At 64.6% G+C, this 15,565-nt stretch carries 14 protein-coding genes and 1 pseudogene; 9 read left to right on the top strand and 6 right to left on the bottom strand.

Annotation, left to right across the window (positions count from 1 at the left end):
• Window positions 1-67: 67 nt before the first annotated feature.
• The 4 genes from ACVIHF_RS33590 to ACVIHF_RS33575 are packed head-to-tail and all read left to right on the top strand — an operon-like array spanning window position 68 to window position 2,190.
• Window positions 68-541: a chemotaxis protein CheW gene (locus ACVIHF_RS33590; protein WP_310882783.1), complete on the top strand. Its 474-nt coding sequence runs from the start codon at window positions 68-70 to the stop codon at window positions 539-541.
• Between the two features lie 43 nt (window positions 542-584).
• On the top strand, window positions 585-974 hold the full coding sequence (locus tag ACVIHF_RS33585) for a response regulator (RefSeq protein WP_018269419.1): 390 nt from the start codon (window positions 585-587) through the stop codon (window positions 972-974).
• A gap of 37 nt (window positions 975-1,011) precedes the next feature.
• The gene (locus tag ACVIHF_RS33580) at window positions 1,012-1,869 is read left to right on the top strand and encodes a CheR family methyltransferase (protein WP_253605373.1); all 858 of its coding nucleotides are present in this window, start codon (window positions 1,012-1,014) and stop codon (window positions 1,867-1,869) included.
• A 3-nt stretch (window positions 1,870-1,872) separates the two neighbouring features.
• Window positions 1,873-2,190: a hypothetical protein gene (locus ACVIHF_RS33575; protein ID WP_028338017.1), complete on the top strand. Its 318-nt coding sequence runs from the start codon at window positions 1,873-1,875 to the stop codon at window positions 2,188-2,190.
• A gap of 139 nt (window positions 2,191-2,329) precedes the next feature.
• Here the strand turns inward: ACVIHF_RS33575 and ACVIHF_RS33570 are convergent, their stop codons facing one another.
• Complete coding sequence (locus ACVIHF_RS33570; protein ID WP_253605371.1) at window positions 2,330-2,638, bottom strand: hypothetical protein; 309 nt, start codon at window positions 2,636-2,638, stop codon at window positions 2,330-2,332.
• 154 nt (window positions 2,639-2,792) lie between these two features.
• On the opposite strand from ACVIHF_RS33570, the gene ACVIHF_RS33565 reads away from it, so the two are divergent.
• The 4 genes and pseudogenes from ACVIHF_RS33565 to ACVIHF_RS33550 all read left to right on the top strand — a co-directional run bounded on the left by ACVIHF_RS33565 (window position 2,793) and on the right by ACVIHF_RS33550 (window position 7,339).
• Window positions 2,793-3,425, top strand: a complete 633-nt coding sequence (locus ACVIHF_RS33565) for a response regulator transcription factor (RefSeq protein WP_018269422.1) — start codon at window positions 2,793-2,795, stop codon at window positions 3,423-3,425.
• Window positions 3,426-3,600: 175 nt separating this feature from the next.
• Window positions 3,601-5,340, top strand: coding sequence for an L-arabinonate dehydratase (gene araD / locus ACVIHF_RS33560; protein WP_253609828.1), 1,740 nt, complete (start codon window positions 3,601-3,603; stop codon window positions 5,338-5,340).
• Window positions 5,341-5,441: 101 nt separating this feature from the next.
• Window positions 5,442-6,160: pseudogene (locus ACVIHF_RS33555) on the top strand (ribonuclease activity regulator RraA).
• Between the two features lie 90 nt (window positions 6,161-6,250).
• Window positions 6,251-7,339 carry an IS481 family transposase gene (locus ACVIHF_RS33550; protein WP_456793208.1) on the top strand — a complete coding sequence of 363 codons (1,089 nt, stop codon included), beginning with the start codon at window positions 6,251-6,253 and terminating at the stop codon, window positions 7,337-7,339.
• Between the two features lie 267 nt (window positions 7,340-7,606).
• Here the strand turns inward: ACVIHF_RS33550 and ACVIHF_RS33545 are convergent, their stop codons facing one another.
• From ACVIHF_RS33545 to ACVIHF_RS33530, 4 genes are all read right to left on the bottom strand, one after another.
• Window positions 7,607-9,715, bottom strand: coding sequence for a S9 family peptidase (locus tag ACVIHF_RS33545; RefSeq protein ID WP_456793207.1), 2,109 nt, complete (start codon window positions 9,713-9,715; stop codon window positions 7,607-7,609).
• A gap of 183 nt (window positions 9,716-9,898) precedes the next feature.
• Window positions 9,899-11,560 (bottom strand): ABC transporter permease, encoded by a 1,662-nt coding sequence (locus tag ACVIHF_RS33540; protein ID WP_253605363.1) that lies wholly within the window; start codon window positions 11,558-11,560, stop codon window positions 9,899-9,901.
• Between the two features lie 272 nt (window positions 11,561-11,832).
• The gene (locus ACVIHF_RS33535) at window positions 11,833-12,897 is read right to left on the bottom strand and encodes an extracellular solute-binding protein (RefSeq protein ID WP_456793206.1); all 1,065 of its coding nucleotides are present in this window, start codon (window positions 12,895-12,897) and stop codon (window positions 11,833-11,835) included.
• A gap of 22 nt (window positions 12,898-12,919) precedes the next feature.
• Window positions 12,920-13,972 carry an ABC transporter ATP-binding protein gene (locus ACVIHF_RS33530; protein ID WP_456794148.1) on the bottom strand — a complete coding sequence of 351 codons (1,053 nt, stop codon included), beginning with the start codon at window positions 13,970-13,972 and terminating at the stop codon, window positions 12,920-12,922.
• A 244-nt stretch (window positions 13,973-14,216) separates the two neighbouring features.
• Between ACVIHF_RS33530 and ACVIHF_RS33525 the strand changes: the two genes are divergently transcribed.
• The gene (locus ACVIHF_RS33525) at window positions 14,217-15,053 is read left to right on the top strand and encodes an IS5 family transposase (protein WP_253608194.1); all 837 of its coding nucleotides are present in this window, start codon (window positions 14,217-14,219) and stop codon (window positions 15,051-15,053) included.
• Window positions 15,054-15,191: 138 nt separating this feature from the next.
• Here the strand turns inward: ACVIHF_RS33525 and ACVIHF_RS33520 are convergent, their stop codons facing one another.
• On the bottom strand, window positions 15,192-15,500 hold the full coding sequence (locus ACVIHF_RS33520) for a GIY-YIG nuclease family protein (RefSeq protein ID WP_310883259.1): 309 nt from the start codon (window positions 15,498-15,500) through the stop codon (window positions 15,192-15,194).
• Window positions 15,501-15,565: the final 65 nt, after the last annotated feature.

The raw sequence follows: 15,565 nt of genomic DNA, 5'->3' as shown, positions 1-15,565 counted from the left end.
AGAGCATGATCCGGAAAAGTGTGAAGCGGTTTTCCGATCGGATCATGCTCAAACAAAAGGTTCATCGATGACCAGCAAGACCGAGACAAGCGAAGGCGCGATGGCCGAATACGTCACCGCCGTGATCGGCGGGCAGCTGTTCGGCCTGCCGATCTCGCGGGTGCAGGACGTGTTCATGCCGGAGCGGCTGACGCGGGTGCCGCTGGCCTCCAGCGAGATCGCCGGCGTGCTCAATCTGCGCGGCCGCATCGTCACCGTGGTCGACATGCGCGCCCGGCTCGGGCTGCCGAAGGCCGACGACGGACAGCTGCCGATGGCGGTCGGCGTCGACCAGCGCGGCGAATCCTATGGCCTGCTGATCGACCAGATCGGCGAGGTGCTGCGGCTCTCCGAAAACAGCCGCGAGGACAACCCGGTCAACCTCGATCCCCGCATGGCCAAGCTCGCCGGCGGCGTCCACCGCCTCGACGGCCAGCTCATGGTCGTCCTCGATATCGATCGCGTGCTCGAACTGGTGCCCAAAACAGCTGCTGCAGCGTAACACTCCACCGCGGAGACGGTGGATTCCACAAGGAGGCCAACACATGAAGACATGTCTCGTCGTCGACGATTCCGGCGTGGTGCGAAAGATCGCGCGCCGCATCCTGGAAGGAATGGAGTTCACCGTCATCGAGGCCGAGGACGGTGCGGTCGCGCTCGAAGCCTGCAAGCGCGCTCTGCCGGATGCCGTGCTGCTCGACTGGAACATGCCCGTCATGGACGGCTTCGAATTCCTCGTGCAGCTTCGCCGCATGCCCGGCGGCGATCAGCCCAAGGTCGTGTTCTGCACCACCGAGAACGGCATCGACCACATCTCGCGGGCGCTGCATGCCGGCGCCAACGAATACATCATGAAGCCGTTCGACAAGGACATCGTGATCGCGAAATTCCAGGAAGTGGGCCTGCTGGCGCTCGACGCGTCGGCCGAAGCCTGACACCCAGTTTCACCATTCAGTCCCTTGTGAAGCTCCCGTGACGCCCCCCGACTACGAGTATCTGCGTAAGCTCCTGAAGGACCAGTCCGGTCTCGATCTGTCCGCGGACAAGCAATATCTGATCGAGAGCCGCCTGCTGCCGCTGGCGCGCAAAAGCGGCCTGTCCGGCATTCCCGACCTGGTCGCCAAGATCAAGGCGGGCTCGTCCACGCACACCGTTCAGGTGGTCGAGGCCATGACCACCAACGAGACGTTCTTCTTCCGCGACAAGGTGCCGTTCGAGCACTTCCGCGACACCATCATGCCGGAGGTGCTGAAGGCACGCGCCGCGCGCCGCAGCGTCCGGATCTGGTGCGCCGCCGGCTCGACCGGCCAGGAGCCCTATTCGCTGGCGATGTGCCTGAAGGAAATGGGCGCGGCGCTTGCCGGATGGCGTGTCGAGATCATCGCGACCGATCTGTCGCAGGAGGTGCTGGAGAAGTCGAAGGCCGGCATCTACAGCCAGTTCGAGGTGCAGCGCGGACTGCCGATCCAGATGCTGGTCAAGTACTTCAAGCAGTCGGGTGAGTTCTGGCAGGTCAATCCCGAGTTGCGCGCGATGGTCCAGCACCGCCAGCTCAATCTGCTGCACGATTTCTCCCAGCTCGGCACGTTCGACGTGATCTTCTGCCGCAACGTGCTGATCTATTTCGATCAGGACACCAAGATCAACATCTTCAACCGTCTCGCCCGGTCGATGGAGGCCGACGGCTTCCTGGTGCTGGGCGCCGCCGAAACCGTGGTCGGCCTGACCGACACGTTCAAGCCGCTTCCCGAGCGGCGTGGCCTGTACCGGCCGAGCGGGCCGCGGAGCGGGCTCGCCATGCCGAAGCCTGCCATGGCGGTCGGATATTGAGCAATGACCGAGGACGGCAAATCCATTGAGCGGGTCACCTTCAGCCGGGGCGTCGATGTCTGCATCATGGCCATCGACGGCACCTGGCGGCGCGACTGCCAGCTCAATGCCATCTCGGACACCGATGCCTCGCTGACGGTCGAAGGTTCCATTCAGGGGCTCAACCTGAAGGAGTTTTTCCTGCTGCTGTCCTCGACCGGACTTGCCTATCGCCGTTGCGAACTGGTCCGCGTCAACGGCACCGAAATGGACGTCAGTTTCCTCAAGGGCAAGCCGAGCAAACGGCGATCGTCCGCGGACGAAGAGCGGGCCAGGGCCTGACGTCAAGAGGGACTGATCCGACCGGGCGGGCAAGGCCCGCGGCCAATCCGGACGATGCGTGGAACAGATTGCCGCCTGATGGGTTGGGCGTCGTCGGGACGATCGAGGTGATTGGGCCGAACCTGTCGGAGGCGGCGGGTCAGTTCAGCAGACGCGCAGCTGCCCCGGAATCGCGCAGGCGGTCGAGCGCCGCGTCGAGGCCGGCATCGCATGCCTTCAGGGCGGTAGATGCTGTGAGATAGTGCGGGGTAACGTCGTCGAGAACGACGGTGTCGACGTCGGCCTGCCGCTCGGCCAGCACGGCCTCGCGCGCGATCGCCGCTTCGATCAGCCGCAGGCTCGCCTGGACATGGCCAATCAGCGCGACCAGGTCCGTCACGATCAGACCGTAGGGATCATGGCCCTCGTCCAAGCGCGCTGCAACGCGGTCCGACGCTGCATTTTCCATGCATGTTTCTCCACTGCCCCCCACTTTTAGGGAACGCGGTGCTACTTGTGCGTTAAGCGGACGTCCCGTACAAATACGGGTCCATTGATCGAGATGGTCGAGTTAGTTCTTGTGCGGTCAGGGCAGCACGCTTCACCACTGATGGACGATGCATATGGTTGAAAATGGCGCTCCGCGCGGGGAAATCTTTGTAGTCGACGACGATCCTGCCGTTCGCGAGACGCTTTCAGTGGTCCTGTCGACCGCTGGTTACAAGGTGATCTGCTTTGCGGACGGCGCGGCGTTGCTCGCGGTGGCGCGCAGCAGGACGCCAGCCTGCATCCTGCTCGACGTGCATATCCCCGGCAAATCCGGCCTCGATATCCTGAGAGAGCTGCATGGCGAGGATTATCCGGCGCCGATCTTCATGATCTCCGGTCAGGGTGACATCGCGATGGCGGTCAGTGCCATCAAGAACGGCGCGCTCGACTTCATCGAGAAGCCGTTCCGCGGCAACGAGATCGTGAGCCGTCTGAACGAGGCGATCGACGCCTACACCAGGCGCCAGGCCGAGACCTCCGCGTCGCGGATCGCCGCGCTGCACTTCCCGGGTCGCGAGCCGCTGACCCGCCGCGAGCGCGAGGTGCTCGAGCAGTTCACCGCGGGCGCCTCCAACAAGGAAGCCGGGCGCCATCTCGGGATCAGTCCGCGCACGATCGAGGACCACCGCGCCAACATCATGAAGAAGCTCGGCGCGCGCAACGCCGCCGATCTGGTCCGCATCGTGATGACGGCGCAGCAAAAATAACCTAGGGCCGGTTTACGTTCCGATTGCCACATTGCGGAGCGTGTGCGGCGCACGTTCAGCGAACGGCACGTCTGCGCCGGGGGCGGGACGACATGTCTGAAAATCGAGTGTATGCCTGACGCAGGGCAAGCGCGCCGGGACCGCGCGCGTGCGAGCAATGTCGAGACCCATGGCGATGACGAAGAAGAACAAGACCCCGGATCAATTGCGCAGCGCGCGCTGGTTTGCGCCCGATGATTTGCGCGCCTTCGGCCACAGATCGCGGGCGATGCAGATGGGTTACGCGCCGGAGGAGTGGCGCGACCGGCCGGTGATCGCGATCATCAACACCTGGTCGGATGCGCAGCCCTGCCATATGCATTTCAAGAGCCGGGTCGACGACGTCAAGCGCGGCGTGCTGATGGCCGGCGGCTTTCCGCTCGAGCTGCCGGCGCTGTCGCTGTCGGAATCGCTGTTGAAGCCGACCACGATGCTCTACCGCAACATGCTGGCGATGGATGCCGAGGAACTGCTGCGCGGTCACCCGGTCGACGGCGTGGTGCTGATGGGCGGCTGCGACAAGACCACGCCCGGCCTGCTGCTCGGGGCCACCAGCATGAACCTGCCGGCGATCTACCTGCCCGCGGGACCGATGCTGCGCGGCAACTGGAAGGGCCGCACGCTGGGCTCCGGCTCCGACGCCTGGAAATACTGGGACGAGCGCCGCGCCGGCAAGATCTCCGACAAGGATTGGGTCGACATGGAGGCCGGCATCGCCCGCAGCTATGGCACCTGCATGACCATGGGCACGGCCTCGACGATGACCGCGATCGCCGAAGCCATCGGCATGACGTTGCCGGGCGCCTCGTCGATCCCCGCGGCCGACGCCAACCACATCCGCATGAGCTCGGAGGCCGGCCGCCGCATCGTCGAGATGGTGTGGGAGGATCTCACGCCGCAGAAGATCCAGACCCGCAAGGCCTTCGAGAACGCGATCACGGTCGCGATGGCGATGGGCTGCTCAACCAACGCCATTATTCACCTCATCGCGCAGGCGCGCCGCGCCGGCCAGGACATTTCGCTGGACGATTTCGAGATCGCGAGCCGCAAGGTGCCTGTGATCGCCAATGTGCGGCCGAGCGGCGACCTCTATCTGATGGAGGATTTCTTCTATGCCGGCGGGCTGCCCGGCCTGATGAACCGCATCAAGCCGCATCTGCATCTCGACTGCATGACCGTGTCAGGCAGGACGCTCGGCGAGAACATCGATGGCGCCGAGGTCCACAATGACGACGTCATCCGCACCGTCGACAACCCGATCTACAAGGAGGGCGCGCTCGCGGTGTTGAAGGGCAATCTCGCGCCCGATGGCTGCGTCATCAAGCCAAGCGCCTGCGATCCGCGTTTCCTCAAGCACACCGGGCCTGCGCTCGTGTTCGACGACTATCCGTCGATGAAGAAGGCAGTCGATGATCCCGATCTCGACGTCACAGTCGATCACGTGCTGATCCTCCGCAATGCCGGTCCACAGGGCGGGCCGGGCATGCCGGAATGGGGCATGCTGCCGATCCCGACCAAGCTGGTGAAGCAGGGCGTGCGCGACATGGTGCGGCTGTCGGACGCGCGGATGAGCGGCACCAGCTACGGCGCCTGCATCCTGCACGTCTCGCCGGAATCCTATATCGGCGGCCCGCTGGCGCTGGTGAAGAACGGCGACCGCATCACGCTCGACGTCGCCGCGCGCACCATCAATCTCGATGTGCCGGAGGCGGAGCTGGCCAGGCGCCGCGCCGAATGGAAACAGCCCGAGCAGCGCTTCGAGCGCGGCTATGGCTGGATGTTCTCGAAGCACATCAAGCAGGCCAATGAGGGCTGCGACTTCGATTTCCTCGAGACCGGCTTTGGCAAGCCGGTTGGCGAGCCGTCGATTTATTAGTTCATCACACCGTCGTTCCGGGGCGCGAAGCGAACCCGGAACCTCGAGATTCCGGGTTCACGCTTCGCGTGCCCCGGAATGACAGCCGGGGACAAATCATCATGTCAAAACTCAGCGACACCACCCGCAACAAGCTGAAATCCGTCTCCACCGCGACGGTCGCGACCGCGCTGTTCAAGCGCGGTTTCCGCATCCAGATGATCCAGGATGTTCATCCCCTGGGCCCGGATCAGCCGACCATGGTCGGCGAGGCCTTCACGCTGCGCTACATGCCGGCGCGCGAGGACCTCAACAAGATCGAGGTGTTCCGCGATCGCGCGCATCCGCAGCGCAAGGCGATCGAGGAGTGCCCCGTGGGCGCGGTGCTGGTGATGGACAGCCGCAAGGATGCGCGCGCGGCATCGGCGGGCGCGATCCTGGTGACGCGGCTGATGAAGCGCGGCTGCGCCGGCGTCGTCACCGACGGCGGCTTCCGGGATTCGGCCGAGATCGCGCGGCTCGGCTTCCCGGCCTTTCATCATCGCCCGAGCGCGCGACCAACCTCACGCTGCACCAGGCAATCGAGATCAACGTTCCGATCGGCTGCGGCGATGCGCCGGTGTTTCCCGGCGACGTCATCCTCGGCGACAGCGACGGCGTCATCGTGATCCCGGCGCATCTCGCCGACGAGATCGCCAATGAGACCTTCGAGATGACCGCGTTCGAGGATTTCGTCACCGAGCAGGTCCAGAGCGGCCGCGGCATCTTCGGGCTCTATCCTGCGACCGACGAACAGACGCTGAAGGATTTCGCGGCGTGGCGGAAGGCGAAGGGGCGGTAGCTCGTCGTCTCACAGTACGCTGTCGTCCTTGATAAGCGATCGCCATACATCCCGCCGTCGTCCCCTGCCTTCGTGTTTGGTCCCTGCTGATTGGTTGGATGGAATCGGTGTAGAACGAGGCGTGGCTTTTATCATGGAGCGCTTCGCGTCATGGAACTGAGCCTGCATGCGAACGCCACGACGACACCGAAGACGCGTGCCTACATCCAGCGCAGCAGGAAGTCGGTCGCCCAATTGGCGGCCGAGCTGGGGGTCAGCGAGACCACAATCTATCGCTGGCGCGGTCGCAGCACGGTCGAGGATCGCTCGCATCGGCCGAAGCACCTCACGACCAGCCTGTCCGCCCTTGAGGAACGGGCGGTGTGTGAGCTGCGGACATCGCTGCAGCTGCCGCTGGACGATATCGTCGAGGTGATGCAGCGGTGCATCAATGCCAAGCTGTCCCGCAGCGCGATCCACCGCTGCCTGCAGCGCAACGGCATCAGCCGGCTTGCCAAGCCTGACAAGCCCAGGGCCGGCGTCTTCGAAAGCGCCAGCATCGGCTTCATTCATATCGACGTGAAGTATCTGCCCGCGCTGCAACGCCGCACCAGTTATGCCTTTGTCGCGATCGATCGCGCCACCCGATACGTCTTCGTCGAGATCCATTCCAGGCGAGACGGAACGACCGCGACCGGCTTCCTCGAACGCTTCCTGGCCGACTTTCCGCACGGTGTTCACACCATCCTGACCGACAACGGAGCCGAGTTCACCGACCGCTTCGCCGTCGACAAGAAGAACAAACCGGTCGGGAAGCCTTCCGGCGACCACCCCTTTGATCGGCTCTGCAAGCAGCGCGCAATCGAGCATCGCCTGACCAAGCCCTACCACCCGCAAACCAACGGCCTCGTCGAACGCTTCAACCGGCGCATCGCTGAAGCCATCGGCCGCGAACACAAACGGGGCAGCGCGCGCCGTACCTTTGTCAACCACGCCGACCGCGACGCCTTCATCGCCAAGTTCGTCCACGACTACAATCGGACCCGCCTCAAATGCCTCGGCTACCTGGCGCCAATCCAGGCCCTCGCCAATCACACGGGACCGAACACGAAAGCAGGGACCCATAACCACAGGGAGGAGTTTGGCGAAGACTGGCAGTTGCGTTGTGTGCCGTGGTACTGTGACTTCCTTGCTCGATAGATCACGCGGTATGGGTCCCGGCCTTCGCCGGGACGACGATGGGGAGGGGACCGCGCAAGCCAACCGAGCGTGTAGCCCGTAGCCCGGATGGAGCGAAGCGCAATCCGGGGTTCTTGCTTACCTCGCCCCGCTTGCGGGGAGAGGTCGGATTGCATCGCCAGATGCGAGCCGGGTGAGGGGGAGTCTCCGCAAATTCATTTTCACCGAGTTTGCGGAGGCGGCCCCTCACCCCCACCCTCTCCCCGCAAGGGCGGGGCGAGGGAGAAGTTACACCTCAGCCTTCTCAGCCATCCCGACCGCCCACAGCGCGAACGCGTAGACGATCGCGACCTCGTCGAGGCGGTTGAAGCGGCCGGAGGCGCCGCCGTGGCCGGCGCCCATGTTGGTACGCAGCAGCACCGGGCCGCCGCCGCTCATCGTGGCGCGCAGCCGCGCGATCCATTTCGCCGGCTCCCAATAGGTGACGCGCGGATCGGTGAGCCCGCCCATCGCCAGGATCGCCGGATAGTCCTTGGCCGCGACATTGTCGTAGGGCGAATAGGACAGGATGGTGCGGAAATCTTTCTCGCTCTCGATCGGATTGCCCCATTCCGGCCATTCCGGCGGCGTCAGCGGCAGCGTGTCGTCGAGCATGGTGTTGAGCACGTCGACGAACGGCACTTCGGCGACGATGCCGGCGAACAGCTCGCCGGCGCGGTTGGCCACCGCGCCCATCAGCATGCCGCCCGCCGAGCCGCCATGGCCGACGATGCGCTTCTCACGGGTATATTTCGCCTCGATCAGCGCCCGCCCGGCGGCGGCGAAATCGTCGAACGTGTTGGTCTTCTTCTCGCGCTTGCCGTCGAGATACCAGCCCCAGCCCTTGTCGGCGCCGCCGCGGATATGCGCAATCGCATACACAAAGCCGCGGTCGACCAGCGACAGCCGGTTGGCGGCAAACGACGCCGGCATCGCCATGCCGTAGGAGCCGTAGCCATACAGCAAGAGCGGCGCCTTGCCGTCGCGGACAAAGTCCTTGCGATGCAGGATCGAGACCGGCACCTGCGCGCCGTCATGCGAGGTCGCGATGATGCGCGTGGTGACGTAGTCGGCCGGGTTGTGGCCGGACGGGATCTCCTGGCGCTTGCGCAGCACCCGCGTCCGCGTCGCCATGTCGTAGTCATAGACTTCCGACGGCGTGGTCATCGACGAATAGGCAAACCGCAAGCTGGTGGTGTCGAACTCGTAGCCGCCCATGGTGTCGAGCGAATAGGCCGCCTCGTCGAAGGCGATCGCATGCTCCGCGCCGCTGTTGAGGTCGCGGATGATGATCGCCGGCAGCGCATTGGCACGCTCCAGCCGCACCATGTGGCCGGCATAGAGCTCGACGTCGAGCACATAGACGCCTTCGCGATACGGGATCAGGTCGCGCCAGTTGCTGCGCTCGGGCGCGGTGAGCGGCGCGGTGACGACCTTGAAGTCGATGGCGTCGTCGGCGTTGGTCAGGATGAACAGCTCGTCGCCGCGGTCGGCGATCGAATATTGCACGCCTTCCTCGCGTGCCGCGACCAGCCGCGGCGGCGCGTCGGGATTGGAGAGATCGATCAGCCGCTGCTCCGAGGTCTCGTGGTCGCCGCCCGCGATCACGCAGAAGCGGCCGCTCGCGCTCTCGTGCAGGTGGGTGAACCAGCCGGAATCCTGCTCCTCATAGATCAGGATGTCGTCGGCCTGTTTGGTGCCGAGCTTGTGCCGCCACACCTGCATCGGCCGGTGATTGTCGTCGAGCTTGACATAGAAGAAGCTTTTGGAATCCGCGGCCCACACCACGCCGCCGTCGGTCTCCTCGACGAGATCGTCGAGATCGCCGTCGGTGGCCCAGTCGCGCACCCGGATCGAGAAATATTCGGAGCCCTTGGTGTCGGCACTCCAGGCGTGCAGGCGGTGATCGCTGGAATGCCGGCTGCCGCCGAACTTGAAATATTTGTGGTCCTTCGCCAGCGCGTCGCCGTCGAGCACGACATGGGCCTCGCCGCCGTCGCGCTGCGTGCGGCAGTACAGTTCGTGCTGGCCGCCCTCGCGGAACTTGCGGAAATAGGCGAACGGGCCGTCCGGCGACGGCACGCTGGAATCATCCTCCCTGATCCGCCCACGCATCTCCTTCACCAGCCGCTTCTGCAACGCGTCGGTATGGCCGAGCAGGCTCTCGGTGTAGCCGTTCTCGGCCTCGAGATAGGTGCGGATATCGGGATCGAGGATCGAGGGATCGCGCAGCACCTCCTGCCATTTCGGATCCTTGATCCACGCATAGTCGTCGGTCACCGCAATGCCGTGGGTGGTGAAGGAATGCGGCCGGCGCGGCGCGACCGGGGGCGATGTTGTGGTGGCGGATTTGGTCACACGATCCTCATGGTGCGGGGTTCCGCTCTATATCGGGATGAATGTGGCAATTGCCAGATGGGGCGGGCATCCTTGGTTGCCTCGTCATTGCGAGCGAAGCGAAGCAATCCATCGTTCCCCGAAGGGATAGAATGGATTGCTTCGTCGCTTCGCTCCTCGCAATGACGACGTGGTTAGGGCGAGCTACCCGTTCCGCAGCCGCGCGCCGGCATTGCCGCCGGACATCGGAATCCGGTTCACTGCCAGCACCACGGCGAAGGTGATCACCAGCATCGCGATGCCGAGCACCGCGATCGCGGCGAGGTCGCCGCCTTCGTTGAGGTCGTAGATCAGGACCGAGAGCACCTTGGTCTGCGAGGTGAACAGCACGATCGCCGCCGACAGTTCCCGCATCACGCCGATGAAGATGAAGCACCAGGTCGCGATCACGCCGGTGCGCAGCAGCGGCGCGGTGATCTGGCGCAGCGCCTGCAGCCGGGTCGCGCCGAGGATGCGGCTTGCCTCCTCGAGCTCGGGATGGATGGTTGCGAACGCCGCCTGCAATTGCTGATAGGCGGACGGCAAATTGATGGTGAGGAACGCCAGCAGCAGGATCCACAGCGTGCCGTAGAGCACGAAGGGCGGCCGCGTGTAGCTCAGGAACAGGCCGACGCCGAGCACGATGCCGGGCACCGCGACCGGCGCGGTGGCGAGGAAGCCGAGCACGCGGTGGCCCGCGATCACCTTGCGCGTCGTGACATAGGCGATGACGAGCGCGAGGATGGTGCCGATCGTCGCGGTCGCGGTGCCGAGGATCACGGTGTTCTTGAGCGCGAGCTGGGTCGACGACAGCTCGGTGAACACGAAGACGATGTTGTGCAGCGTCGCCGTCGACGGCGTCACCAGCGTGGTCGCGTTCGGCGAGAATGCGGCGTTGAGCAGCGCGAGGTAAGGCAGGAATACCGGGTTGAGCAGCACCAAGAGGCAGAAGCCGAGCGCCGCCCAGCGCCAGCCGCGCAATTCCACCCGGCGCGGCGCGCCATATTTGCCGCCGATCACCGAATAGCCGCGGCGGCCGAGCAGCGCCTTCTGGCCCTGCAGCAGCAGGATGGTCAGCACCAGCAGCGGCACCGCGGCGGCGGCCGCGAGCTCGAGCTTCGGCGGATATTGGAACAGGCTCCAGATCTTGGTCGTCATGGTGTGGAAGCCGGCCGGCAGCGCCAGGATCGCCGGCGAGCCGAACAGCGTCATCGCCTGCAGGAACGCGATCAGCGCGCCCGCGACCAGCGCGGGCAGCGCGAGCGGGATCGTCACCCGCCGCGCGGTGGTCCAGGCATTGCCGCCGAGGATCGCGGAGGCATCTTCCAGCTCGCCCGGCATGGTGTCGAGCGCATTGGCCACCAGCACGAACACGAACGGGAACGTGTAGCAGGAGATCACGAAGATGATCCCGGTCATCGAATAGATGTTGAACAGCGCGTCGGCGTCCTCGCCGGCGAACAGCCGGTAGAGCTGGTTCAATAGCCCGGAATTCGGCGCCGCCAGCAGTTCCCAGGCGACCGCGCCGAGAAACGGCGGCGTCACGAACGAGGCCGTGACCAGTGCGCGGATGGTCTGCCGCCCCGGCATGTCGGTGCGCGACACCAGCCAGCTGATCGGCGCCGCGACGATGCAGCAGATCAGCGCCGACGTGGTCGCGATGATCGCCGTCGTCAGCAGCGGATCGAGGAAATCGGGATTGCTGAACAGCGTGACGAAGTTTTGCAGCGTCGGATGCCGGCTCTTGTCGGTGAAGGCGAACACCGCGAGCCACGACAGCGGCAGCAGGATCAGCAGGATGAGCACCGCCGCGAACAGCCACAGCACGGGGCGTGTCCAGTCGATGCGGGGGCGGGAGGCGGGGGAGGTGGTTGTTGTTGTCATGTTGACCCGCGGTGAACTGTCTCAGCTCCCTCGCCCCGCTCTTGCGGGGTCGAGACGAGCGAAGCTCGCTCTTGGAGGGTTGGGGTGAGGGGCCGCTTCCGCGGATACAGGATGCGCGGAGAGTCCCCCTCACCCGCCGCGCATCTTGTGATGCGCGTCGGCCTCTCCCCGCAAGCGGGGCGAGGCAAGAAAGCGTGCGCCGCGACCTTCATCGCTCACACCCGAAACAGCCGCGCATAGCGTGTCTTGATTTGTTCGGTCATCGCTTCCACTCCCGCCGGATCCTCTTTCATCAGCTTGATGTCGGAAAGCTTGCGCCGGCCGGCCTTCGGCTGCACCTGGGCGTGCAGCGAATATTGGCCGGTGAAGTCGACGAAGAATTGCTGGGTCTCGCGGGTGTGCAGCCAGGCCTGGAACAGCTTTGCAGCGTTCGGATGCGGCGCACCGGCGAAGATGCCTGTGGGACCCGAGATCGTCGGCGTGCCTTCGGTCGGATAGACCGGCTCGACCGGCTGTCCGGCTTCCTTCAAGAGCACGATGCCATACTCATTGCCGTCGGCCATCACCGCGCGCTCGCCGAGCGACAGCTTCTTCGGCGGATCGGTCGAGGACTGCACCTGCATCACGCGCTGTTTTGCGAGTTTCTCCAGATACGGCCAACCGAGCTCGCGCACGATCTGGAACGTGGTGGTCATGATGGTGCCGCTATAGGCGGGATGGCCCTTCACCATCTTGCCCACCCATTTCGGGTCGAGCAGGTCGGCAAAGCTCTTCGGCGCGTCCTCCACCTTCACCAGGTTGGTGTTGTAGGCGATCGACGACAGCCACAGCCGCGTGGTCACGGCCATGCCGTCGGGGTCGCGATAGTTGTCGGGAAAATGCTTCGCGACGTCTTCGGGCACGAACGGCATCAGCCAGCCGCTCTTCTTCCAGGGGATGAAATGCGAGGCATCGGCGCTGTTGACGACGTCGGCGGCGTGGATGTTGGAATCGAATTCCTGCGCCACGCGCTGGAACAGCCGCTCCGAGCCTGAGCGCTCGATCTGCACGGTGATGCCGGGATAGGCGGCCTCGAACGCCTTGCCGAGCTTTTCGCCGACCGGCAGGTCCATCGACGAATAGAACACGAGCTTGCCTTCCTTGGTCGCGGCGGCGACGAGATCGGGCGTGATCGCGACCGGCTCGGGCGCGGCGGCGCGTGCCGGTGACGCGAACACCGGGCCGACCGCAAGCGCCGCGGAGCCTTTCAGGGCATCGCGTCTGGAAATCGGCTTTTGCATCGCGTCGCTCCGTTTCTTGTTGTTATCGGCTCAGCGCCCGGCAGCGCGCGGGCGGCAAGGTCAGCCAGACCTCGCTGCCCCTCTCGACCGCGGTTTCGGTCGGCGTGGTCACCCGCAGCGATGTGCCGTCAGCGGTCTCCACCATGTAGTCGCGGTTCATGCCGAGATAGACCTGCCGCGTCACGATGGCTTTGAGTGTATTCTGCGCCGCCGCGGGCGGTTGCGTCGCGAGCTGGATTTCGTGCTGGCGGATCGCGACCGGCGCACTCTGGCCGGTCGTCAGCGTGGCGCCGACCACCTCGAGCGTTGCGCCGGCGAACTCCACGTGGTTCGCATCGCGCGCGGTGCCCTTGATCACATTGGCGGCGCCGATGAAGCGCGCGACGAATTCGGATTCCGGCCGCGCATAGATGTCCTCAGGCGCGCCGAGCTGGTCGATCTTGCCGGCATTCATCACCGCGATCAGGTCGGCGGTCGTCATCGCCTCGGACTGGTCGTGGGTGACGTAGACGGTGGTGTAGCGATATTCGTCGTGCAGGCGGCGGATCTCGAATCGCATCTCCTCGCGCAGATTGGCGTCGAGATTCGACAGCGGCTCGTCGAGCAGCAGCGTCTCGGGGCCGACGATCAGCGCGCGCGCCAGCGCGACGCGTTGCTGCTGGCCGCCGGAAAGCTCGCCCGGATAGCGCTGCGCCAGTGGTTCCAGCTTGGTGGTGGCCAGGATCGCGGCGAGCTTTTTGGCGATGGTGTCGCGATCCATTTTGCGCAAGCGCAGGCCGTAGACGATGTTCTCCGCCACCGTCATATGCGGCCACAGCGCGTAGCTCTGGAAGATCATCGACATGTTGCGCTGCTCGGGCGGCAGCGTGCGCGCCTTCGATGACACCACGCGCTCGCCGACGCGGATCTCGCCGTCGGATGGTTCGAGGAACCCGGCGATCAGCCGCAGCGTGGTGGTCTTGCCGCAGCCGGACGGCCCGAGCAGGCAGACCAGCTGGCCATGATCGATCGTGAGCGAAACATCATCAACCGCGACAAACGATCCAAACCGCTTGACCAGGCCGCGCAATTCCACCGATGCCAAGCGGTCCCTCCATTTTGTTGTGTCGCAGGGATCCGTGCCCGGCTGTTGCCGGCAGTAAAGCGGAAAATGATGGCGACGAAAAGTGCTCGTGCCCCGTCAAAAAGTCGTGGCACCTCTTCGTTGCGTTATTCCCCGACCACTCTTCCGTCATCCTGAGAGCCTGACTGAAAAATGGGTGAGTGATCTCAGTGGGGTGTGATTCCATCGGATTTGCAAAGATTCGAGGGAGAGCACGATGCCCTGGACCAAGATCACTCGGGAGCAATATCGGCGGGACGATCTGCGTTATGCAAGCGATATGACCGATGCGGAGTGGGCGCTGATCAGACGCCTGTTGCCGCGAGCGAACCGGCGCGGCCGGCCGCGTAAGACGGAGCTGCGTCGTGTGATCGAAGCGATCCTCTATATCGTTTCGACCGGCTGCCAGTGGCGGGCGTTGCCGCAGGAGTTCCCGCCCTATTCGACGGTGCAGGGCTATTTTTATAGATGGCGGGATACAGGCCGGTGGCAGAGGATTGTCAGCGTGCTTGTCCGACGGGCGCGAAAAAAGCTTGGACGGACACCGAAGCCGACGGCAGCCGTGATCGACAGTCAAAGTGCGCCAACCACGCAAGCTGGCGGACCGCGCGGCTACGATGCAGGCAAGCGCATCTACGGCCGCAAGCGGCACATTGTGACGGATACCAATGGCCTCCTCCTCGGGGTTCATGTTCATCCCGCCAACGTTCAGGACTGCCATGGCGCCGTACCGCTGCTGAAGAACGTGCGGATGAACTTCCCCCGGCTGCGCCACGTCTTTGCCGACCGGGTCTACCGCGGAAATCAACTCCTCGACGCGCTCTCAGACTGCGGTCCATGGACTGTCGAGATCGTCGAGCGGCCTCAAGGCGTCAAAGGCTTCCAGCTTCTGCCGAGGCGGTGGGTGGTTGAACGCACATTCGCTTGGTTCGGCAGATGCCGCCGCCTCGCCAAGGACTTCGAGGCGACGGTGGCAACCGAAGCTGCCTGGCTGCTGATTGCACACATCAGGCTCCTGACCCGCAGACTCGCGGCTGCAGCTAAGGTTGGGTGATTTATGAGTCAGACTCTGAGGAGCGCGCTCTTGCGCGCGTCTCGAAGGATGCACGGCCCGGATCTCTCGGCGTGCTCCGATTCTCTCGCGGCGGGGGCGTGGCCGCCGATCCTTCGAGACGGCCGCTCCGCGGCCTCCTCAGGATGACGGGGAAGGGGTCGTTCTGCGTCGATGAGCCAGTCGGCTGATCGTGGCCCAATCCAGCCGAATCAATGCTTCCTTCTTCGCCCGACTCCAGCCCTTGATCTGCCGCTCGGCCGCGGTGCCATCGGTGATGCGCTCGAAATACTCCGACCAGACGAGGACGACCGGTCGGCGATTATGAGTGTAGCCTGGGAAAGCACCCGTATCGTGTTGTTCGATGCGCGGCGCGAGATCGTCGCCCGTGGCACTGCCGACGTAGAAGGACTCGTCGGCGCAGCGAAGCATGTAGACGTAGATGCCCATGCGATAATCCATGCAGACCGCGCGAGGGCATCATGGTGCAATCATCGCCACGGTCAATAGGATGA

It is taken from the genome of Bradyrhizobium sp. USDA 4506 (genome assembly GCF_054058795.1).
The sequence above is the reverse complement of the archived record's forward strand: the minus strand, read 5'-3'. Positions and strand labels throughout refer to the sequence as shown.

Excerpts from the sequence above, each read along its gene's own strand:
- ACVIHF_RS33590 (WP_310882783.1), top strand. The coding sequence starts at position 68 with ATGACCAGCAAGACCGAGACAAGCGAAGGCGCGATGGCCGAATACGTC.
- ACVIHF_RS33585 (WP_018269419.1), top strand. The coding sequence starts at position 585 with ATGAAGACATGTCTCGTCGTCGACGATTCCGGCGTGGTGCGAAAGATC.
- ACVIHF_RS33575 (WP_028338017.1), top strand. The coding sequence starts at position 1,873 with ATGACCGAGGACGGCAAATCCATTGAGCGGGTCACCTTCAGCCGGGGC.
- ACVIHF_RS33570 (WP_253605371.1), bottom strand. The coding sequence starts at position 2,638 with ATGGAAAATGCAGCGTCGGACCGCGTTGCAGCGCGCTTGGACGAGGGC.
- ACVIHF_RS33565 (WP_018269422.1), top strand. The coding sequence starts at position 2,793 with ATGGTTGAAAATGGCGCTCCGCGCGGGGAAATCTTTGTAGTCGACGAC.
- araD (WP_253609828.1), top strand. The coding sequence starts at position 3,601 with ATGACGAAGAAGAACAAGACCCCGGATCAATTGCGCAGCGCGCGCTGG.
- ACVIHF_RS33535 (WP_456793206.1), bottom strand. The coding sequence starts at position 12,897 with ATGCAAAAGCCGATTTCCAGACGCGATGCCCTGAAAGGCTCCGCGGCG.
- ACVIHF_RS33525 (WP_253608194.1), top strand. The coding sequence starts at position 14,217 with ATGCCCTGGACCAAGATCACTCGGGAGCAATATCGGCGGGACGATCTG.
- ACVIHF_RS33520 (WP_310883259.1), bottom strand. The coding sequence starts at position 15,500 with ATGGGCATCTACGTCTACATGCTTCGCTGCGCCGACGAGTCCTTCTAC.